At 65.5% G+C, this 19,731-nt stretch carries 16 protein-coding genes; 6 read left to right on the top strand and 10 right to left on the bottom strand.

Annotation, left to right across the window (positions count from 1 at the left end):
* The 4 genes from ACXJMY_RS17050 to ACXJMY_RS17035 all read right to left on the bottom strand — a co-directional run.
* A partial coding sequence (locus ACXJMY_RS17050; protein ID WP_456620491.1) for a glycosyltransferase family 39 protein occupies window positions 1–924 on the bottom strand: 924 nt, incomplete at its 3' end.
* A gap of 286 nt (window positions 925–1,210) precedes the next feature.
* Window positions 1,211–2,029, bottom strand: coding sequence for a ribonuclease HII (locus tag ACXJMY_RS17045; RefSeq protein ID WP_456620490.1), 819 nt, complete (start codon window positions 2,027–2,029; stop codon window positions 1,211–1,213).
* Window positions 2,030–2,107: 78 nt separating this feature from the next.
* The gene (locus ACXJMY_RS17040) at window positions 2,108–2,563 is read right to left on the bottom strand and encodes a VOC family protein (protein WP_456620489.1); all 456 of its coding nucleotides are present in this window, start codon (window positions 2,561–2,563) and stop codon (window positions 2,108–2,110) included.
* A 25-nt stretch (window positions 2,564–2,588) separates the two neighbouring features.
* Window positions 2,589–3,764 carry a PA0069 family radical SAM protein gene (locus tag ACXJMY_RS17035; protein WP_456620488.1) on the bottom strand — a complete coding sequence of 392 codons (1,176 nt, stop codon included), beginning with the start codon at window positions 3,762–3,764 and terminating at the stop codon, window positions 2,589–2,591.
* Between the two features lie 210 nt (window positions 3,765–3,974).
* Here ACXJMY_RS17035 and ACXJMY_RS17030 point away from each other — a divergent pair, with 210 nt between their 5' ends.
* Window positions 3,975–6,362, top strand: a complete 2,388-nt coding sequence (locus ACXJMY_RS17030; RefSeq protein WP_456620487.1) for a phosphoketolase family protein — start codon at window positions 3,975–3,977, stop codon at window positions 6,360–6,362.
* Between the two features lie 40 nt (window positions 6,363–6,402).
* Here ACXJMY_RS17030 and ACXJMY_RS17025 read toward each other — a convergent pair whose 3' ends face one another.
* Window positions 6,403–7,242 carry an RMD1 family protein gene (locus tag ACXJMY_RS17025; RefSeq protein ID WP_456620486.1) on the bottom strand — a complete coding sequence of 280 codons (840 nt, stop codon included), beginning with the start codon at window positions 7,240–7,242 and terminating at the stop codon, window positions 6,403–6,405.
* Window positions 7,243–7,575: 333 nt separating this feature from the next.
* On the opposite strand from ACXJMY_RS17025, the gene ACXJMY_RS17020 reads away from it, so the two are divergent.
* Window positions 7,576–8,151 carry a glycosyl transferase gene (locus ACXJMY_RS17020; RefSeq protein WP_456620485.1) on the top strand — a complete coding sequence of 192 codons (576 nt, stop codon included), beginning with the start codon at window positions 7,576–7,578 and terminating at the stop codon, window positions 8,149–8,151.
* A 62-nt stretch (window positions 8,152–8,213) separates the two neighbouring features.
* Window positions 8,214–9,173: a bifunctional helix-turn-helix transcriptional regulator/GNAT family N-acetyltransferase gene (locus tag ACXJMY_RS17015; protein ID WP_456620484.1), complete on the top strand. Its 960-nt coding sequence runs from the start codon at window positions 8,214–8,216 to the stop codon at window positions 9,171–9,173.
* Window positions 9,174–9,519: 346 nt separating this feature from the next.
* On the opposite strand, the gene moaB is transcribed toward ACXJMY_RS17015, so the two are convergent.
* Window positions 9,520–10,083 (bottom strand): molybdenum cofactor biosynthesis protein B, encoded by a 564-nt coding sequence (gene moaB / locus ACXJMY_RS17010; protein WP_456620483.1) that lies wholly within the window; start codon window positions 10,081–10,083, stop codon window positions 9,520–9,522.
* A 169-nt stretch (window positions 10,084–10,252) separates the two neighbouring features.
* Entirely contained in the window at window positions 10,253–11,191 is a 939-nt protein-coding gene (gene ypfJ, locus ACXJMY_RS17005) for a KPN_02809 family neutral zinc metallopeptidase (RefSeq protein WP_456620482.1), read from the bottom strand.
* Window positions 11,192–11,675: 484 nt separating this feature from the next.
* Here ypfJ and ACXJMY_RS17000 point away from each other — a divergent pair, with 484 nt between their 5' ends.
* From ACXJMY_RS17000 to ACXJMY_RS16990, 3 genes are all read left to right on the top strand, one after another.
* Window positions 11,676–12,806, top strand: a complete 1,131-nt coding sequence (locus ACXJMY_RS17000; protein WP_456620481.1) for a DNA methyltransferase — start codon at window positions 11,676–11,678, stop codon at window positions 12,804–12,806.
* A gap of 177 nt (window positions 12,807–12,983) precedes the next feature.
* Complete coding sequence (locus tag ACXJMY_RS16995) at window positions 12,984–13,310, top strand: hypothetical protein (protein WP_456620480.1); 327 nt, start codon at window positions 12,984–12,986, stop codon at window positions 13,308–13,310.
* Window positions 13,311–13,453: 143 nt separating this feature from the next.
* Window positions 13,454–14,140, top strand: coding sequence for a glutathione S-transferase family protein (locus tag ACXJMY_RS16990; RefSeq protein ID WP_456620479.1), 687 nt, complete (start codon window positions 13,454–13,456; stop codon window positions 14,138–14,140).
* 58 nt (window positions 14,141–14,198) lie between these two features.
* Here the strand turns inward: ACXJMY_RS16990 and ACXJMY_RS16985 are convergent, their stop codons facing one another.
* From ACXJMY_RS16985 to ACXJMY_RS16975, 3 genes are all read right to left on the bottom strand, one after another.
* Entirely contained in the window at window positions 14,199–16,208 is a 2,010-nt protein-coding gene (locus ACXJMY_RS16985) for a HAMP domain-containing methyl-accepting chemotaxis protein (protein ID WP_456620478.1), read from the bottom strand.
* A 362-nt stretch (window positions 16,209–16,570) separates the two neighbouring features.
* Entirely contained in the window at window positions 16,571–18,580 is a 2,010-nt protein-coding gene (locus tag ACXJMY_RS16980) for a HAMP domain-containing methyl-accepting chemotaxis protein (protein WP_456620477.1), read from the bottom strand.
* Window positions 18,581–19,204: 624 nt separating this feature from the next.
* Window positions 19,205–19,648 carry a nuclear transport factor 2 family protein gene (locus ACXJMY_RS16975; RefSeq protein WP_456620476.1) on the bottom strand — a complete coding sequence of 148 codons (444 nt, stop codon included), beginning with the start codon at window positions 19,646–19,648 and terminating at the stop codon, window positions 19,205–19,207.
* Window positions 19,649–19,731: the final 83 nt, after the last annotated feature.

Raw genomic sequence — 19,731 nt, 5'->3', positions numbered from 1 at the left:
AAGCAGAACCGCGCCGAGCGCCGGCGCGAGTGCGAAGAAATAGACGAAGTTGCGCGCGAGCGGCTCGACCGGCGGCCGATAGATGATCGGAGCCTCGTCGCTCTTGCCGGCGAACCAGCTGGAGTTGAGGAACGCCAGGACCGGGATCGTCACCGCGCCCAGCACGAGGCCGCCGAGCAGCCACGCCGCGTTCAGCGCACGGCCATTGAGGTCCGAGAGCTGCGGCAAGGCCGGCAGGGTAAGTGTCTCGGCTCGCATCAGCCAGACGGCATAGGGCAGCGCCAGCACGGCGACCACGACGAGCGCAAACAACGGATCGAGCGCTCGCAGCGTCCTGCGGCCGCCGGCGGTCGCCAGCGCGAAGATGACGAGCAGCAGCAGGAGAAAGATCGCCGCCGGTGTCGTCAGCAGCAACAGCCCGGCTTCAATCGACCAGGCGAACCAGCCATTGCCGCGGCGCTGGCCGATGAGTTGCCAGGAATGCAGCAGGAGCAGCGCCCAGAGCGGCCGCGCCAGCACCAGCGGACCGAATTCGAGCGCCGGCGAAGAGAAGGCCAGCACGGTCATGGTCAGGAGCACGGCGAGCACCGCCTGCTGGGTGCCGACCACGCTGCGCGCCAGATGATAGAGCGCGACGAAGGTCGCGATCTCGCAGAGCTCGGCCAGGACGTAGACGCCGAACATGTGGCCGCCCGCCGCGCGATAGGCGATGTCGGCGAGCCAGATCGGCAAGGGCGGGCCGAGATCGGTGCCGACCTGGTATTCGCGGCCGAAGGCCAGCAGGGTCGCGAGGTTGCCGGGCGGGCTGCGGTAAAAGACGAGCGCCACGAACAGCCACATCGCGGCCTGCAGCAGCACGACAATCCAGACGATCAGCCGCGGCCGGGCGCGAATGAGCTCGATGACCAGGGAGGTAAACCGCATGCAACGTCCGAAAAATGCAGCCAACCGTCCAGCCGGCCCTATTCGCTCACGACTGTTTTGATAGAGGGCGCTGCGCGTCGTGGCAACTTCGGTCTGCTCCCTCTCCCCGCGTCTCTTCTCCCTCTCCCCGTTCTTACGGGGAGAGGGTTGGGGTGAGGGGCTGCTTCCGCAATCACAGTGAGAGATGGACTCGCGGAGGCTCCCCCTCACCCGCATCCCATCTTCGATGGGATGCGGCCTCTCCCCGCACGCGGGGAGAGGCGAAGAGCCCACCGCGAGGGGAGTGCTAGAGACTTGTGGAAACGTCGATCTCGATCTGGGCTTCCACCTGCACCTCGACCTCGGTGACGGCAAACAAATCCTGCACGGGCTCGACCGTCCAGGGCATGTGCTTGGCGCGTGCTGCGGCAACCGGGGCGAAGAAGCTGCGGTGGTGGACGGTGGGGCCGAGGCGGTCGAGCGCGTCGAGGTGCTCCGGGACGGCGTAGCCCTTGTGTTGTTCGAAACCGTAGCCGGGGCAGTCCAGCGCCAGCGCGCACATCAGCCGGTCGCGCGTCACCTTGGCGACGATCGAGGCCGCGGCGATCGACAGCACGAGGCCGTCGCCGCCGATCACGGCCTCGCAGTCGCACGGCGTGTCGAGCCTGTCACGGCCATCGACGAAGACGTKCCTGGGCGCCTCGGGCAGCGCCACCACCGCGCGCTTCAACGCCCACAGCGAGGCGCGCAGGATATTGTCGCGGTCGATCCGGGCGCGCGAGGCGACGGCCACCGAGACCTGGGCGGTCGCGCAGATCTTGTCGAACAGTCTTTCGCGCTCTTCGGCCGTCAGCCGCTTGGAATCGTCGATGCCGCGCGGGATGCGGTCGGGATCGAGGATCACGGCCGCCGCCACCACCGGGCCGGCGAGCGGCCCGCGGCCGGCCTCGTCGCAGCCGGCGACCGGCCAGACGCCGCGCTTGATCAGCGCGCGCTCGCGGCGGAAGCTCGGCGACGCGACGGCGATGACGCCCTTCCTGGCTGCGGTCTTGCCGGCGGTGGCTTTCGCAGACTTTTGCGGCGCAGGCTTTTTGGCAGGCTTGCTGGCGGACTTGTCCCGAATCATGGCCGGGATCGTGCGCAAGCGGTCGGGCCCGCGCAACAGGGAACCCCGCGCAATTCCCGTTATTCAAACCGGGCCGCCTCAGTCGGCCAGATGCACCCGCCGGTCCTCGCCGACCTCAATGCCGGGCGCGACGACGACCTCCCAGGGATGGCCGTCGGGATCGGCAAAATAGCCGGAATAGCCGCCATAGTCGGTTTCGTGCGCTGCCTTCAGCAGGGTGGCTCCGTTTTCGACGGCGAAGGCCAGCACGGTGTCGACCTCCTCGCGCGCCCGGCAATTCCAGGCGAGCGTGATGCCGCGGAAGGCCGTTGGCCTCGGCTGGTCCGGCAAGGTCGCGTCCGCCGCGAGCTGGTCCCAGTGAAACAGGGCAAGCACGGGACCGCCCGTATCGTAGAACGCGACGGCCTCTCCGGTCGCCTTCAGCCGGCGCGAAAAACCGAGGGCATCATAGAAGGCGATGCTAGCGCGGATGTCGCTTACGCCCAGCGTGATGACGGTCAGCCGCGGCACCGGGGCCGGTCGTTCCTTGCTCATGCTACGCCTCGTTGGCTGTCGCCGCTCAGAACAGGCTCAACTGATCGCCGTTCCGCTTCGGCCTGGCGAAATGATCCGTCGTCAGCTTGGAGCGCCGCTTGTTGAGCCCGAGCCTGTCGCAGGCGATCTCGAAGCGGCGGCCGATGGTCCAGGCCATCGGGCCGGTGCCCTTCATCCGCTCGCCCCATTTAGCGTCGTAGTCGCGCCCGCCGCGCATGTCGCGGATCAGCGTAAAGACGTGGCGGTAGCGGTCCGGATAGTTCGCCATCAGCCATTCACGGAAGAGATCGCGCACTTCCAGCGGCAGCCGCAGCAGCACGTAGGAGGCTTCCTTGACGCCGGTGTGCGCCGCCGCATCCAGGATGCGCTCGATCTCGGAATCGTTCAGCGCGGGAATCACGGGGGCGACCATGACCGTGGTCGGAATGCCGGCCTCCGAGAGCTGCTTCAGCGCCTCGAGCCGCTTCGGCGGCGTCGAGGCCCGCGGCTCCATGGTGCGCGCCAGCTTCGGATCGAGCGAGGTGACCGAGATCGCGACCTTGGCGAGGTTGCGCTTGGCCATCCGCGCGAGGATGTCGATGTCGCGCGTCACCAGCGCCGACTTGGTGACGATGCCGACGGGATGGCTGGCGCGCTCCAGTACCTCCAGAATGCCGCGCATGATCTTCCGCTCGCGCTCGATCGGCTGATAGGGATCGGTGTTGGTGCCGATCGCGATCATCCGCGGCTCGTAGCCTGCTGCTGCGAGCTCCTTCTCGAGCAGCGACGGCGCCTCGGGCTTGACGAACAATTTTGACTCGAAGTCGAGCCCCGGCGACAGGCCGAGATAGGCATGGGTCGGCCGCGCGAAGCAGTAGACGCAGCCATGCTCGCAACCGCGATAGGGATTGATCGAGCGGTCGAAGCCGATGTCGGGCGATTCGTTGCGGGTGATCACCTTGCGCGAGGTGTCGACCGCCACCGTGGTCTTGAACGGCGGCAGCTCCTCCAGGCTCTGCCAGCCGTCGTCGAAGGCGACGCGCGCCTCGGCCTCAAAGCGGCCGCTGGCGTTGGATTGCGCGCCCCGCCCTCGCCTGCGTTCGCGGTCGATGGCGACGCCAAGCTCGGGAAAATCGGCAGGACTATCCGAAGACGCACCCGCCGGCTCGGAGGGCGCCGTGACCGGCGGGTGCTTGAGGGCACGAGAGGATGCTCGACTCATGAAGCCAACATAGCACGCGATCAGAACAAATCAAGAACGAGAACAAAAAACGCGAAAACAACCCCATGCACAGTAGCGCTGCCCAAACTTCGGGCGCGCCCCTTTGACCTCACGCAACACCTGCATCCGGTGATCCGGTTTGATGCCGCGAGGGATCGATCGTTGCGAAACAATGTTGGTGACGATCGCCGGGTGAAGGTCGGCAGGAACATGACAAATCAACAACAATCGGGCGCCCCGCGCAGCGAACTCGACCTCCTCGATCGCTACTGGCGTGCCGCCAACTACCTCTCCGTCGGCCAGATCTATCTGCTGGACAATCCGCTGCTGCGCGAGCCGCTGCGGCCCGAGCACATCAAGCCGCGTCTGCTCGGCCATTGGGGCACGACGCCCGGGCTGAACTTCGTCTACGCCCATCTCAACCGCGTGATCCGCGCGCTGGACCTCAACGTGATCTATGTCTGCGGTCCCGGCCATGGCGGCCCGGGCATGGTCGCCAACACCTATCTCGAGGGCAGCTACAGCGAGATCTACCCGAGCATCGGGCGCGACGCGGACGGATTGCGCAGACTGTTCCGGCAGTTCTCCTTCCCCGGCGGCATTCCGAGCCATGCCGCGCCGGAAACGCCGGGTTCGATCCACGAAGGCGGCGAGCTCGGCTACGCGCTGGTCCATGCCTATGGCGCGGCGCTCGACAATCCCGACCTGATCGTCGCCTGCGTCGTCGGCGACGGCGAGGCCGAGACCGGCCCGCTCGCGGCCTCCTGGCACTCGAACAAGTTCCTGAACCCGGCCCATGACGGCGCGGTGCTGCCGATCCTGCACCTCAACGGCTACAAGATCGCCAACCCGACCGTGCTCGGGCGGATGCCTGACAGCGAGATCCGCGATCTCTTCCGCGGGCTCGGCCACGAGCCGCTGTTCGTCGAGGGCGACGATCCCAAATTGATGCACCAGGCGATGGCGGATGCGCTCGACGTCGCGCTCGCCAGCATCCGCTCGATCCAGCAGCACGCCCGTGACGGCCGCAAGGCGGTCGAGCGGCCGCGCTGGCCGATGATCGTGCTGCGCAGCCCGAAGGGCTGGACCGGCCCGAAGGAAGTCGACGGCAAGAAGGTCGAAGGTTTTTGGCGCGCACATCAGGTGCCGGTCGCAAGCTGCCGCGAGAACCCGGCGCATCTGAAAATTCTCGAAGACTGGATGCGCAGCTACGAACCCGAAAAGCTGTTCGATACAAACGGCACGCTCATCGCCGAGCTAAGGGCGATCGCGCCCGAGGGCAACCGCCGCATGGGCGCCAATCCGCATGCCAATGGCGGGCTGCTCAAGAAGGAGCTGAAGCTGCCGGACTTCCGCAGCTTCGCCGTCGACGTGCCGCAACCCGGCGGCGTTACCGGGGAAGCGACGCGCGAGCTCGGCAAATTCCTGCGCGACGTCATCCGCCTCAACGCGCAGGAGCGCAACTTCCGCATCATGGGCCCGGACGAGACCGCCTCAAACCGGTTAGATGCGGTGTTCGAGGCAACCGAACGGGTCTGGATGGAGCCGACCGAACCCTACGACGTGCATCTCGCCCAGGACGGCCGCGTCATGGAGGTGTTGAGCGAGCATCTCTGCCAGGGCTGGCTCGAAGGCTACCTGCTCACCGGACGCCACGGCTTCTTCTCCTGCTACGAGGCCTTCATCCACATCGTGGATTCCATGTTCAACCAGCACGCCAAATGGCTGAAGGTGACGCGGCACCTGCCGTGGCGACGCCCGATCGCCTCGCTCAATTATCTGTTGACCTCGCATGTCTGGCGCCAGGACCATAACGGCTTCAGCCATCAGGATCCCGGCTTCGTCGATCTCGTCGCCAACAAGAAGGCCGACATCGTCCGCATCTACTTCCCGCCGGATGCCAACACGCTGCTGTGGATCGCCGACCATTGCCTGCGGACCTATGACCGCATCAACGTGATCGTTGCCGGCAAGCAACCGGCGCCGCAATGGCTCTCGATGCAGGACGCCGCCACGCATTGCGATGCCGGCATCGGCATCTGGACATGGGCGGGCACGGAGGACACGAAAGGCGAGCCCGATGTGGTGATGGCCTGCGCCGGCGACGTGCCCACGCTGGAAACGCTTGCGGCCGTCGACCTGCTGCGCAAGGCGCTGCCCGAATTGAAGATCCGCGTCGTCAACGTCGTCGACCTGATGACGCTACAACCGAAGGAGCAGCATCCGCACGGCCTGTCCGACCGCGACTTCGACAGCCTGTTCACGCGCGACAGGCCGGTGATCTTCGCCTATCACGGCTATCCCTATCTGATCCACCGGCTGACCTATAACCGCAGCAACCATGCCGGCCTGCATGTGCGCGGCTTTGCCGAGGAAGGCACCACGACGACGCCGTTCGACATGGTCGTGCTCAACGGGCTCGACCGCTATCACCTCGCGATCGAGGCGATCGAGCGCGTGCCCGGTCTTGCGACCAAGGCGGCGCAGGTGAAGCAGCAGTTCCGCGACGCGCTGATCGCGCATTCGGCTTACGTGCGCGAGCATGGCGAGGACATGCCGGTGATCCGCGACTGGGTCTGGCCGGCCAAGGCGGCGTAGCGATGCCATTCCTGCACGGGTTCAACCACGGCTCGTGCCGCTAATGCGTCCCCGAAAGAATCTGGATGCAGCCGATCACGACCTCGATCACGATCAGCACCACGACCGCGACTTCGAGGCGGAGCGAGCGCTGGGTGTCGATGATGTCGGCCAATGCGTTGGCGGTCTCCGACACGGCGGTGAGCTTGCGCTCGAGCGTATCGAGACGCTCCTTCAATTCATACTCGTCTTCGAGACGTGCATAGAGCCGGTCGAGCTCGGGCTTCTCCCAGAGCACGTCGGGTTTCTCGGCAACGGCAACGCGGCCGGCGACGCGCTGCTGGACGAGAAGCGCATTGCCGATCAGTTGCAGAATGCCCTTGCGCCGGCGCGGCGTGCGGCCTCGCTCGGCGAGCTCCCGCGCGAAGGGCTCGATCACATCGAAGACCGCGGCGACGCGCCGCTCGTCGCGCGCCAGCGAGGTGCTCTTGGCAAGCGCGTCCGCGACCAAAAGCAGCCGCTCGTCGGAGAATTTTGCGAGGCAGATCGGCCCGCCCGGCTGGATCGCCTCGGCGTTCTCGTCGTGGCAGAGCTGCGCCTGCGCGGTCTCCTCCTCGTAGGGGCTGAACTCGCCGATCACCCGCGGCTTCAGGCTGTCGATCAGGACCTTCTCCTCCGATGGAAGCTGGCCGATCAGCACCACGACGCCGTAGCGGAAGACCACGGCAAGGCCGGCGTGGACGCGGAAGGCGGCGGGCGTCGAGGAGACCAGCGTGCCGAGCTCGAGGCCCGAGGCGTTGATGCGGTCGCCCAGCATCAGCGCGCGGATCCGCAAGGTCGGCGGCGCGTCCGGCTTGGCAGATGCTGCCGGCGCGCTAACAGCAAGTTGATCGGCGTTCATGCGAAGCCCTCGTCGGCACCGTGGATTGCACGTTTTTCCCGTTCCCGCGTTTCGTCCCGCCATCGCATCCTTCTCGTGCGGGATTGCGATCTGCCTGCACGCGGCGCAATATCGGCGTGAAACTCCGGGTTACTACGGTCCAAGCGAGCTTGGGCCGAAATATTCGGCAATATTGCCACCCCGTGCGGGACACATTTGGATGCGATGGCTCCGGCAGTTTACCATCGAACACCGAAGCTCCGCCGAAAAGTTGCTCTCGGCAGCGCCGCGTGTTTATGACAACATCATAACAGGCTACGCTTCTCCCGAAGTGCGGACACCGAAGCTTCAATCATGCTCAGCGTCATCATTCCGACCGAAGGCGTCGAGCAGACGACGGTCGCAACTCTGGCCGCGCTGGTCCCCGGTGCCGCCGCGGGCGTCATCCGGGAAGTGCTCCTGGTCGACGGCACCCGCAACGGTGTCATCGAGCGGGTTGCCGACGTCGCAGGCTGCCGTTTCATCGGCTTCGACGGATTCTCGCAAGGCGCAGCGCTCGCTGCCGGCGCGCTCCAGGCCCGTTCGCCCTGGCTGATGTTCCTGCCCGCCGGTGCGGTGCTGGAAACCGGCTGGATCGAGGAAACCACCCAGTTCATCCAGACCGTATCGGCCAGCGGGCGGGATCGCGCGGCGGTTTTCCGCTATGGGCGCTCCCCTTACGCCGATACCGGATTCCGCCACTTCCTGCGCGCCGTGGCGCGCAAGCTCGCCGGCCCCCTGGGCGATCAGGGACTTTTGATCGCCCGCGATCATTACGACCGGATCGGCGGCTATCCGCCCCAGGCGCGCCGGTCGGAGGCGCGGCTGCTGCGGCGGCTCGGCCGGTCGTCCCGGACCATGCTGCGCAGCCGGATCGTCATGGTCGGGTGACCGCACCAGATACTTGCCAAAGTCAAATGGTTGATTGACAATGGCAAGTATTGAGGTGTCCCATGCCAGCAAGTCCTTCGCCATCAAGTTCTGCGACCGATCAGGTCTCCGATAACCAGGTTCAGGCGGTTCGCGCCTTCAACCGTTTCTACACCCACAAGCTCGGCGTGCTCGACCAGCAGCTTTTGAAAAGCCCGTTCTCGCTGAGCGAGGCGCGCGTGCTCTACGAGCTCGCCCATGGTGGCGAGCAGCCGGCCAAGGAGATCGGCATCACGCTCGGGCTCGATGCCGGCTATCTCAGCCGCATCGTGCAGAACTTCGACGAGAGCGGGCTGATTGCGCGCAAGCCGCTTGCCTCCGATCGCCGGCAATTTCAATTGAGCCTGACTGCGAAGGGCCGCCAGGCTTTTGCGAAGCTCGAACGCTCGTCACAGGACGACGTCGCAGCGATGCTGCGGCCGCTGCCGGACGAGGAGCGCAAGCGGCTGACCGGTGCGATGGAAACGATCGAGCGCCTGCTCGCCATGCCGCGCACGCCGGCGCCGCGCGCGATGTTGCGCGATCCCCGTCCCGGCGACATGGGCTGGGTGGTGCAGAGCCACGGCGCGCTCTATGCGAGCGAATACGGCTTCGACTCCGGCTTCGAGGCACTGGTGGCCGAGATCGTCGCCAAATACATGACGTCGTACGATGCCTCGCGCGAGCGCTGCTGGATCGCCGACATCGAGGGCCGACCCGTCGGCTCGGTGTTTCTGGTGAAGGCGAGCGACGATGTCGCCAAGCTGCGCCTGCTGCTGCTCGATCCGGCCGCGCGCGGCCAGGGCCTCGGCCAGCGGCTGGTGGCCGAATGCGTCACCTTCGCGCGCGCCTGCGGCTATCGGCGGATGACGCTGTGGACGCAGAGCAATCTGACCGCCGCGCGAAAAATCTACCAGGATGCCGGCTTCAAGCTGGTCGCGACCGAGCCGCATCGCAGCTTTGGCCAGAACCTGATCGGGGAGACCTGGGAGCGGGATCTCTGATGCAGGCACGGCACTCACCGGCGCATCACATCACGGCAGAGCTCGTCGATCTCTACAAGCGCCGGGCGCGACGATTGCACGTGGCGGCTTGCCGGAATCTGTGGCGAACGGTGTGGGGTTTGCTGCGGCGGAGGAGTTAGTAAGTATCACTGAGTCAGCGGGCGCGATGCGCATTGCTGTGCCCTCGCCCCTTGCGGGAGAGGGCAGCGACGCTGGGAGATACAAACTCACTTGGGTGAGGGGTATATCTCAGAGCACTCCTTGCGGATGGATACCCCTCATCCGGCGCTTCGCGCCACCTTCCCCCACACGGGGGGAAGGGAAGAAAAATCATCGGCGGCCGCGCCTACACCGTCGCGCCTTGCGCCTTCGGCCGGCGCAGATGCTCGTCCAGCCGCGGCATGATCTCGACGAAGTTGCAGGGGCGCGTGCGGTAGTCGAGCTGGCTTGCGAGGATGCCGTCCCAGCCGTCGCGGCAGGCGCCGGGAGAACCGGGCAGGCAGAAGATGTAGGTCGCGCCCGCAACGCCGGCGGTGGCGCGGCTCTGGATCGTCGACGTGCCGATCTTGGCGTGGCTCAACATGTGGAACGCGATCGAGAAGCCGTCCATGCGCTTCTCGAACAGCGGCTCGATCGCCTCCGGCGTGACGTCGCGCCCGGTGAAGCCGGTGCCGCCGGTGGTGATGATGACATCGACGTTCGTGTCCGCGATCCAGCGGCGGATCACGGCGCGGATCGCCTCGACGTCGTCGGTGACGATCTCGCGCGCGGCGAGCTGATGGCCCGCCGCGGTGATACGGTCGGCCAGCGTCTGGCCCGACTTGTCGTCGGCGAGCGCGCGCGTGTCGGAGACCGTCAGCACCGCGATGTTGAGCGGGATGAACTGTTTTGACTCGTCGATGGACGCCATTGCGCTGCACCTTCTATCCCGCCCACCGCCGTCATCCCCGGACGAACGCATTTGCGTTCGCTCGGGAGGTGCGCGCCCTTGCGCGCCTCGAAGGATGGACCGCGGACTCCGCCATCCTTCGAGGCTCGCCAAGAGGCCAGCACCTCAGGATGACGCCACGACTAATAGCCTACAACGCCCCGGCGCCAAACGTATTGCAGGCTTGCACCGTGCCCTGCTGATAGCCGGTCATGAACCACTGCTTGCGCTGCGCTGCCGAGCCGTGGGTGAAGGAATCAGGCACCACCCGGCCCGTGGCCTGACGCTGCAGCGTGTCGTCGCCGATCGCGCTCGCCGTGGTCAGCGCGGCGTCGATGTCGCCGGCTTCCAGGAAGCCCGGACGCTTCTTCTGCTCGCGGTTGACCCAGACCCCCGACAGGCAGTCGGCCTGGAGCTCCACCTTCACCTGCAACGCATTGGCCTCGGCCTTGCTGCCGGCCTGCTGCTGGAGCCGCGTCACCCGCGGAATGATGCCGAGCAGGTTCTGGATGTGGTGGCCCGCCTCATGCGCGATGATATAGGCCGCGGTGAACTTGCAGGCATTGCCGGAGCAGCCGCGGAAGCGTGTCTCGACCTCGCGGAAGAAGTTGGTGTCGAGGAAGATGGTGCGGTCCGGCGGACAATAGAACGGTCCCATCGCCGACTGCGCCATGCCGCAGCGGCCGCCATTGGTGGCGTTGCGGAACAGCACGATCTTCGGCCCGGTGTAGTTCTGGCCGCTGGCCTGGAAGATCTCGCTCCAGCGATCGTCGATCTCGCCCAGCACGCCGGCGATCATGCTGCCCATCTCGTCGGTCGGCGCGCCGCGCTTGGCGGAGGAGGACTGGCGATCGGTCTGGTAGGTCGGTGCCTGGTTGCCGCCGGTGAGGATCTCGGCGCCGCCGATCAGGATGCGCGGATCGATGCCGAAGGCGTAGCCGATCAGGCCGAGCACGATGATGGTGCCGATGCCGAGACCGCCTCCGCCCATCGGCAGACCGAACCCGCCGCCACCGCCACCGCCACCGCCGCCGCCCTCGTCGCGACGATCCTCGATGTCGTCGCTGCGGCGGAAATCATCATAGCGCATGGCCGGTTTCCTCAGTCCTCGATGGCATCACTTGGCACAAGACCTGACATAAGACTTGGCATAAGGCTTGACGCAAGACTTGGCACAAGACTTGGCGCAGGAGATTTGGGCGCAAATGCGCGCAAGCTCAACGCGCCACACATGTAAAATTTCCGTTGCATTCATCAATATCGTGCTCGGCAAAAATTGCCTAGTGCGACAGCGTGCCTGGGCCAGCAATTTTTTCCCGGCTCGAGCAATTTTTTCCGAGAGAAATTTGCAGTCTTTTCGCCGCTCGGGCCGCTCCCGCACCGCGAAGAAATGCGAAATATGCTGCAAAACATGGAGAATGCGCGCGACGAACCACGTTCGACGCAGGATGCGACGCCTGCTCACAAAAGCAGCGGGTTAAGTCGATTTTTACTTTGCCCCTTCAATGTAACGGCCAGTCGGTTGTTTGGTCCCGCGTCGCCGACAGCGTCGCCTGAGTCAGAGTTCTTGAGTCATGGTAGAGTCGCGTCGCGGGGCGTCTGCAAGGGCGCCCCGCACAAACTTTGAGTCTCCCGCGCATCGCATCATCCTCGGTGATTGCGTTGCCGAGATGTCGAAGCTTCAGGCTGGTTCGGTCGACCTCGTGTTCGCCGATCCGCCCTACAATCTCCAGCTCAAGGGCGATCTCAAGCGCCCCGACGAATCCCATGTCGATGCCGTCAACGACGACTGGGACAAGTTCGATTCATTCTCCGCCTATGACGATTTCACCCGCGCCTGGCTGCTTGCCGCCCGCCGCGCGATGAAGCCGTCGGCGACGATCTGGGTGATCGGCTCCTATCACAACATCTTCCGCGTCGGCGCGATCATGCAGGACCTCGGCTTCTGGCTCCTGAACGACATCGTCTGGCGCAAGACCAACCCGATGCCGAATTTCCGCGGCCGCCGTTTCACCAACGCGCACGAGACCATGATCTGGGCCGCGCGCGACGAGAAGGCCAAGGGCTACACGTTCAATTACGAAGCGCTGAAGGCGGCCAACGAGGACGTGCAAGCCCGCTCCGACTGGCTGATCCCGCTCTGCACCGGCGAGGAGCGCCTCAAGGGCGCCRACGGCAAGAAAGTGCATCCGACGCAGAAGCCGGAAGGCCTGCTCGCGCGCGTGCTGCTGTCGTCGTCGAAACCCGGCGATCTCGTGATCGACCCCTTCAACGGCACCGGCACCACCGGCGCGGTGGCAAAACGCCTCGGCCGCTCCTATATCGGCTTCGAGCGCGACAAGACCTATGCCAAGGCGGCAGAGGCCCGCATCGCCGCGGTCGAACCGCTGCCGGAGGAGAGCCTCGCCCCGTTCATGACCGCGCGCGACGCGCCGCGGGTCGCGTTCTCCGAGCTGATCGAGCGCGGCATGATCATGCCCGGCACGAAGCTGTTCGACGCCAAGAAGAAGTTAGGGGCGCTGGTGCGCGCCGACGGTGCCATCATGCTCGGCGACAAGGTCGGCTCGATCCACCGCATCGGCGCCGTGGCGCAAGGTGCGCAGGCCTGCAACGGCTGGACCTTCTGGCACATCGAGACCAAGAAGGGCCTCAAGCTGATCGACGAGCTCCGCGCGGAGATCCGCGCCGGCATGGCCGCGGAGTAGCCGGTTCCTGCAATCTCGTAGGGTGGGCAAAGCGAAGCGTGCCCACCATCTTGAGTGCAGCGCGACACGTGGTGGGCACGGCGCTTTGCGCCTTTGCCCACCCTACGGCATCCTTGAATGACGCGACGGCCAGGACTAGATTTGACCGATCGCTCCCGTCCTGACCGGTCGGCTCCCATGCGACGACAGTCCGAGACATTGCTGCTGGTGCCGCTGCTGCCGATCTTCCTGGTCGGCATGTTTCCGATGTTCCTGATCGCGCTGCTGGGCTTTTTCGGCCTCGCCCTGTTCGGCGTGCTGGTGATCTGCGTCGGGCTCGCCAGCAGCAACGAGGCGCACGACACCTTCAATCACGACGTCATCGTGCACGGCTATGCGCGCGGATCGGAACGCGCGGCGCGGGCCTCCGACATGCATCTCGCCGCGCGGCTCGGGCTGCGGCTGGAGGCGGTCGGCGCGGCGATGGTCATTACGGCCGCGATCGGCCTTTGTTACGCCGGCTGATCTGCGCCGGGCGCAGATACCGCACGGCAAACTCGCCGGTTGCGCTTTCAGTCAGGATTTGGGCAAGAGGAGGCCGCCTGCGGCAATGATGCCGCGTTCGCTCTCGGCACCAGAACTGGCGAGAGGAATCGGGGAGACAAACGATGCTCAAATTCTATTTCAACGGATCGCCGAACCCGACCAAGGTCGCGCTTTATCTCGAAGAAGCCGGGCTGGCGTTCGAGCCGGTGAAGATCGACACCCGCAAGGGCGAGCAGTTCACGCCGGAATTTCTCAAGATCAATCCGAACGCCAAGGTGCCGGCAATCGACGACAACGGCACGATCGTGTTCGATTCGAATGCCATCCTGCTCTATCTCGCCGAGAAGACCGGCAAATTCCTGCCCGCCGCAAATGTTCGCGGCGAGACGTTGTCCTGGCTGATGTTCGTGGCGACCGGCGTCGGGCCCTATTCGGGTCAGGCCGTGCACTTCAAGCATTTTGCGCCGAAGGATCAGAACCACGACTACGCCAATAACCGCTACCAGTACGAGACCGATCGCCACTACAAAATTCTCGACGGTCACCTCAAAGGCCGCCGCTACATGGTCGGCGACAGCTATTCGATCGTCGACATGGCGCTGTGGGGCTGGGCGCGGATGGTGCCGTTCAAGCTCGGCGACGACGCCTTTGCGCGATACCCGAACGTCAAGCGGCTGGTCGACGAAATCTCGGGCAGGCCTGCGGCGGCGCGCGCCATCGCCCTGAAGGACAAGTTCACGTTCAAGGCCGAGATGGACGACGAGGCCCGCGGCAACATGTTCAAGCACATGACGACGAAGGTGGCCTGATCGCGCCAGGCTGCCATTCAAGGCCACGCGCATGCGCGTGGCCTTTTGCTTTGAAGCTTCAGGCGGCGCGCACCGAGTCGAGGAACTTGCCGACCTCGAGCTTCAACCGGTTGCTGTCGGCCGACAGCGAGCGCGCCGACGACAGCACCTGCGAGGATGCCGAGCCGGTCTCCGATGCGCCGTGCTGCACGTCGCCGATATTGGCCGACACAAGCTGCGTGCCCCGGGCCGCCTGCTGGACGTTGCGGGAGATCTCCTGCGTGGCCGCGCCCTGCTCTTCCACCGCCGCCGCGACGGTGGAGGAGATTTCCGACAAGCGCTCGATGGTGCCGCTGATCTCCCTGATCGCGCCAACCGATTGCTCGGTGGCGGCCTGGATGCTCGAAATCTGCTGACCGATCTCGCCGGTGGCTTTCGCGGTCTGCTCGGCCAGCGCCTTGACCTCGGAGGCGACCACGGCAAAGCCGCGTCCCGCTTCTCCCGCGCGCGCCGCCTCGATGGTCGCGTTCAGCGCCAGGAGGTTGGTCTGGCCGGCGATCGTGCTGATGAGCTCGACCACGTCGCCGATGCGGGCGGCCGCCTTGGAGAGCTCGCCGACGCGTTCGTTGGTGCGGCTCGCCTGGACCACCGCCTCGCCGGCGATGCGGGCGGATTCCTGCACCTGGCGCGCGATTTCGCTGACCGACGAGGAGAGCTCCTCGGTCGCCGAGGCCACCGCCTGCACGTTGGCCGAGGCCTCCTGCGACGCCGAGGCCACTTCCGTCGACAAGTCGCGGGCGCGCGTGGCCGTGGTGGTCAGGGTGCCGGCCGACGCTTCGAGCTCGGTCGACGCCGACGACACGGTGTCGACGATCTCGCCCACGGCCCGCTCGAATTCGCCGGCCAGATTCCGCATGTCGGCCTTGCGCTGCTCGGCCTGCCGCGCCCCGGTCACCACCTGCTCTTCGCGCAGGCGTTCGGTCTCGACCATGCTCTCCTTGAACACCTGGATCGCCTGGGCCATGTCGCCGATCTCGTCGGTCTTTCCGCGTCCGGGAATCTCGACCTTGAGATCGCCACCGGCGAGGGCTCCCATCGCCCCGGTCATCGTGGTCAGCGGCCCGGCAATGCTGCGGCCGATCAGGAAGGCGACGAGGCCGCCGAACAGAACGGCAAGGCCGCCGGCGACTTCCTGGATCCAGGTCGTATTGGCAATGACGCCATCGGCGGCCGCGCGCGACTTCTGGTAGTCGGCCTTCAGTCCGGTTTCCGCAACCTTGAGCTTGTCGACGCTTTCGCTGATCAGGGGAGCGATATCGTTGCGGTAGATTTCATCGGCCTGGAGGGTTGCGGCGGAGGTCGTCTCGAAGGCCGCCTTGTAGGCCGAAAGCGAGCTCTTGATCGGCCCGAACGCGGCCTTGACCTCGTTCGGCAGACCGGCCCCCTCCAGTGACTGGAGCGCTTGCTGCGCCCGGTCGACATTGGTCCTGAAGGTCGCCGGCCCCTTTGCGTCCCGGACGGCGAGGAAGCGCCAGTTTGCGACACGAACCAGCAGGATCTTGGATTCGAGATCGGCGACGGGGGCGGTCACGCTGGTATCGCCGGTTTCACGCGCGGCGTCGACGAGCTTGCCGGTATTGGCGGTCAGCTCATCGCCGCCGGCGAGCAGGACAGCCTTGCCCTTGGTCGTCTCATTGACGGCAGCGCCCATACGCTCCCGCAGCGACTTCATCTTTTCGACGTCACCGATCAGGCCATTGTAGATCTTGAGCCGCTCCTCGGAGACCGTCGACTTGGCCGCGGCCTTCAGCAGCTCCGCCGTCGTCACCTCCCGCTCCGCAGCCTCCTTGAAGGCCGGCTCGTTGGCGTCATAGATGTAGCGAAGATTGGCGCGCCGCAGCGCCTGGAGGTTGATCGAGATTTCCTGAACGCGGGCCGTGTTGTCCGAGAGTGCGGATAGCCGCGCCATCTGGCCCTGGACCGCCCACAAATTCCAGATCGCGACCGCGGCCATGATCAAACCGACGGCTACAAGAACCGAAAATCCGGCGTAGAGACGCCCCCGAATTCTCAAACGCAAGTTCGGCATTTTTCCGTCCATCCATAGCAAGAGAGATGGAGCAGCCAAACGACTCCCCGACGTCGCAACGGCCACCCGCCCAGCCGCAATCACCTTTCGGAGATTCGCGCTGCACCGCGACACCGTGAAGAACATTTCTTAATTCAATGCTGCATTTGCCACGCATCGACTACGGAGATCGCGCAAAAGATGCCGTGAGCGCGGCCTGCACCGCCAATTCTGCAGTCATCTGAACAGGAATGCGGCGATCGGACTTGTCCGGCATGCAGCTCGCGCGGCCCGCGCGATCGGGCTGAAGCATCCACACGCGCCACCATCGCAGGTCCACGCGCCTGCGCATGGACCTTTGTTTCTCGCGGGGCCCGCGCCGATCAGGCGGCGTGGACCGAGCTCAGGAACTTGGCGACTTCCTGCTTCAACCGGTTGCTGTCGGCCGACAGCGAACGCGCCGCGGAGAGCACCTGCGAGGAGGCCGAGCCGGTCTCGGAGGCGCCACGCTGCACGTCGCCGATATTGGTCGAAACGCGCTGGGTGCCGTGAGCCGCCTGCTGGACATTGCGGGAGATCTCCTGCGTTGCCGCGCCCTGCTGCTCCACGGCAGCCGCGACCGTCGACGAGATCTCCGACAGCCGCTCGATGGTGCCGCTGATCTCCCTGATGGAGCCGACCGACTCCTCCGTCGCTGCCTGAATGCCGGAGACCTGCTGGGCGATCTCGCCCGTGGCCTTCGCGGTCTGCTCGGCCAGCGCCTTGACCTCGGAGGCGACCACGGCAAAGCCGCGGCCGGCTTCACCCGCGCGCGCCGCCTCGATGGTGGCGTTCAGCGCCAGCAGGTTGGTCTGGCCGGCGATGGTGCTGATCAGCTCGACCACGTCGCCGATGCGGGCGGCGGCCTTGGAAAGCTCGCTGACGCGCGCGTTGGTCTTGCTTGCCTGCCCCACGGCCTCGCCGGCGATGCGGGCGGATTCCTGCACCTGACGGGCGATCTCCGAGACCGAAGAGGACAGCTCCTCGGTCGCGGAGGCAACGGCTTGCACGTTGGCCGTGGCTTCCTGCGATGCGGACGCCACTTCGGTGGACAGGTCCTGGGCGCGCGTCGCGGTTGCCGTCAGCGTGCCGGCGGAGGCCTCGAGCTCACCCGACGCCGACGACACGGTGTTCACGATCTCGCCGACCGCCTGCTCGAACTGGTCGGCGAGCCGGACCATGTCTTTCTTGCGGCTCTCGGCCTGCCGCGCCTCGACCTCCACCTGCTCGTTGCGCAGGCGCTCGGTGTCGATCATGTTGTCCTTGAACACCACGATCGCCTTGGCCATGTCGCCGATCTCGTCGGCCTTGCCGCGGCCGGGAATCTCGACCTCGAGATTGCCGCCGGCAAGCAGCCCCATCGCGCGCGTCATCGCGGTCAGGGGACCCACGATGCTGCGGGCGATCAGGAAGGCGACGATCAATCCGAACAGGGTGGCGAGACCGCCCGCGATCGCCTGCACGGACGTCGTGCCCTCGATCACGGCTTCGGCCAGGTTGCGCGAATCCTTGTAATCCTTCTTCAAGGCGGTTTCCGCCACCTTAAGCTTGCCGATGCTCTCGACGATGAGCGGCGCGAGGTTCTTGTGGTAGATCTCGTCGGCCTGGAGCATCGCGGCCGACGTCGTCTCGAACGCGGATTTGTAGATTCCGAGCGAGGTCTTCACCGGCGTAAGCGTGGCTCGCAATTCCGTGGCCTGTGGGCTCTTTTCGAGCGCCGTGAGCCGCTGCATGGCCCTGTCCACATTCGTCCTGAAATTGGCAGGCCCCTTGGTGTCGCGCAAAGCCAGGAAACGCCAGTTTGCGATTTGAACGAGAAGCAGCCTGGATTCGAGGTCCGCGACGAGGGCCGCGGTGTCTTCGTCGACGGCTGCGCGCGCCACGTCGACCAGCTTGCCCATCTTGACGGTCAGCTCGTCGCCGCTCGGCAGCAGCGTCGCCTTGCCCGTTCTCGCCTCGTTGACGGCGTCCCCGAGATTGTCACGCAGACTTCGCATTTTGGCGATGTCGTCGACCAGATCGTTGTAGAGCTTCCGCCGCTCCTCGGAGGCCGTCCCCTTCGCCCCGACCTTCAACAGCTCGGTCGCCGCGGCTTCCCGTTCCGAAGCTTCCTTCATCGCAGGCTCGTTGGCGTCGTAGATGTATCGCAGATTGGCCCGCTGGATGGCCTGAAGGTGGGTCGAGATTTCCAGAACCCGCGCCGTGCTGTCCGAAAACGCCGAGAGCTTTGCGACCTGCTCCTGCACGGCCCGCAAATTCCAGACGGCGACCACCGCCATCACGAGACCGACCGCCACCAAGGCCATGAAACCTGCGTACAGGCGTCCCCTGATCCGCAAACGAAATTTCGGCATTCCCACTGTCCACCCAGATGCATGTGAATTCGAGCGGCCGAACGTCCGGCGATCGTCTCCGGCCACCCTGGCAGCCGCGAGTCGTTTCTCGGCGACCTACGCTGCACCGCGGCACAATGGGGGACACTCGTTAATTGAACCTTCTGATTTTTCACCCAAGCGCGCACGGCCCCGCACAAAATCTGCTGATTTTATCGGCAGTTGCGCAAGGTTTTGGCGCAAGCCCCGCAGGCGCATGCAGATCGCTGCACGGAGCGCCCCGATGGACGTTCGTTAGGCTGCTGCCTGCGTCATTTTGCCGGGCGCGCGCGCGACCACGTCCAGCGCGCAGCGCTTCTGGATCGCGGGCGCCGATGCCGGCGCGACCGGGATCGACGCCCGCTCGCCATGGCCGGCCCGTTCTTCATTTCCTCCGGCGGGGCTTATGCAGCTGGTATAAAATCTCCGCCCGGGTCGTCCCGCAATCCTGAAGCTCCCGTTCGGTCATGGCAGTGAGCTGATGCCAGACCCGGAACCGCTCCCGCCGGACCCGCATGATATCCACCAGCGTCCGCCAGGCCCGCGCGACAATCGACGGCTGTGACGGACAGGGTCGGTCGGTGGACGCGACGCCGTTCAATCCGGTCAGCTCACGGCCCTCACGGGTGTTTGCGGAAACGGGCCGAGTGCCTTTTCGGTCAGGATCGAGTCGCAATATTCCCTGATCTCCTTGATCTTGCCGTCCTCCAGCCGAAACACCAGGCAGTAGTCGTTGTCGTAGCGGACCCCCCCGGGCGTGACGTTGTCGCCCTTGGCTTCCACCACGACGATGTCGCCGTCGGCGATGAAGCGGTGGGCGACCGTGCGGGTGCGGTCGACGAGGCGTGTGCGGACATAGCCGTGCAGATCGTTGAGGATCGACTGCTTGCCCGAGAAGGTGCGCGACCAGGAATACTGGCCGGTCACGATCCATTGGGCGTCATCGGCAAGGCTTGCGGCGAACAACGCGCGGTCGCGCGCCGCCGGATCCGGGTTCGCGGCGGCGGCAAAAATGTCCTGCATCAGTTTCTTGTTGGCGCTCGCGCTCATGGCGGCATCTCCGTTTGGTGGCATCACGGAGATCATCGGCGGCGATTGAGAATTCTTCAAATCGATAGCGAATATGATACATA

The organism is Bradyrhizobium sp. P5_C12, assembly GCF_054049735.1.
The sequence above is the reverse complement of the archived record's forward strand: the minus strand, read 5'-3'. Positions and strand labels throughout refer to the sequence as shown.

What these genes read in the sequence shown, in the direction of transcription:
- ACXJMY_RS17040 (WP_456620489.1), bottom strand. Translation starts at nt 2,563, where the DNA reads ATGAGCAAGGAACGACCGGCCCCGGTGCCGCGGCTGACCGTCATCACG.
- ACXJMY_RS17035 (WP_456620488.1), bottom strand. Translation starts at nt 3,764, where the DNA reads ATGAGTCGAGCATCCTCTCGTGCCCTCAAGCACCCGCCGGTCACGGCG.
- ACXJMY_RS17030 (WP_456620487.1), top strand. Translation starts at nt 3,975, where the DNA reads ATGACAAATCAACAACAATCGGGCGCCCCGCGCAGCGAACTCGACCTC.
- ACXJMY_RS17025 (WP_456620486.1), bottom strand. Translation starts at nt 7,242, where the DNA reads ATGAACGCCGATCAACTTGCTGTTAGCGCGCCGGCAGCATCTGCCAAG.
- ACXJMY_RS17020 (WP_456620485.1), top strand. Translation starts at nt 7,576, where the DNA reads ATGCTCAGCGTCATCATTCCGACCGAAGGCGTCGAGCAGACGACGGTC.
- ACXJMY_RS17015 (WP_456620484.1), top strand. Translation starts at nt 8,214, where the DNA reads ATGCCAGCAAGTCCTTCGCCATCAAGTTCTGCGACCGATCAGGTCTCC.
- moaB (WP_456620483.1), bottom strand. Translation starts at nt 10,083, where the DNA reads ATGGCGTCCATCGACGAGTCAAAACAGTTCATCCCGCTCAACATCGCG.
- ypfJ (WP_456620482.1), bottom strand. Translation starts at nt 11,191, where the DNA reads ATGCGCTATGATGATTTCCGCCGCAGCGACGACATCGAGGATCGTCGC.
- ACXJMY_RS16995 (WP_456620480.1), top strand. Translation starts at nt 12,984, where the DNA reads ATGCGACGACAGTCCGAGACATTGCTGCTGGTGCCGCTGCTGCCGATC.
- ACXJMY_RS16990 (WP_456620479.1), top strand. Translation starts at nt 13,454, where the DNA reads ATGCTCAAATTCTATTTCAACGGATCGCCGAACCCGACCAAGGTCGCG.
- ACXJMY_RS16985 (WP_456620478.1), bottom strand. Translation starts at nt 16,208, where the DNA reads ATGCCGAACTTGCGTTTGAGAATTCGGGGGCGTCTCTACGCCGGATTT.
- ACXJMY_RS16980 (WP_456620477.1), bottom strand. Translation starts at nt 18,580, where the DNA reads ATGCCGAAATTTCGTTTGCGGATCAGGGGACGCCTGTACGCAGGTTTC.
- ACXJMY_RS16975 (WP_456620476.1), bottom strand. Translation starts at nt 19,648, where the DNA reads ATGAGCGCGAGCGCCAACAAGAAACTGATGCAGGACATTTTTGCCGCC.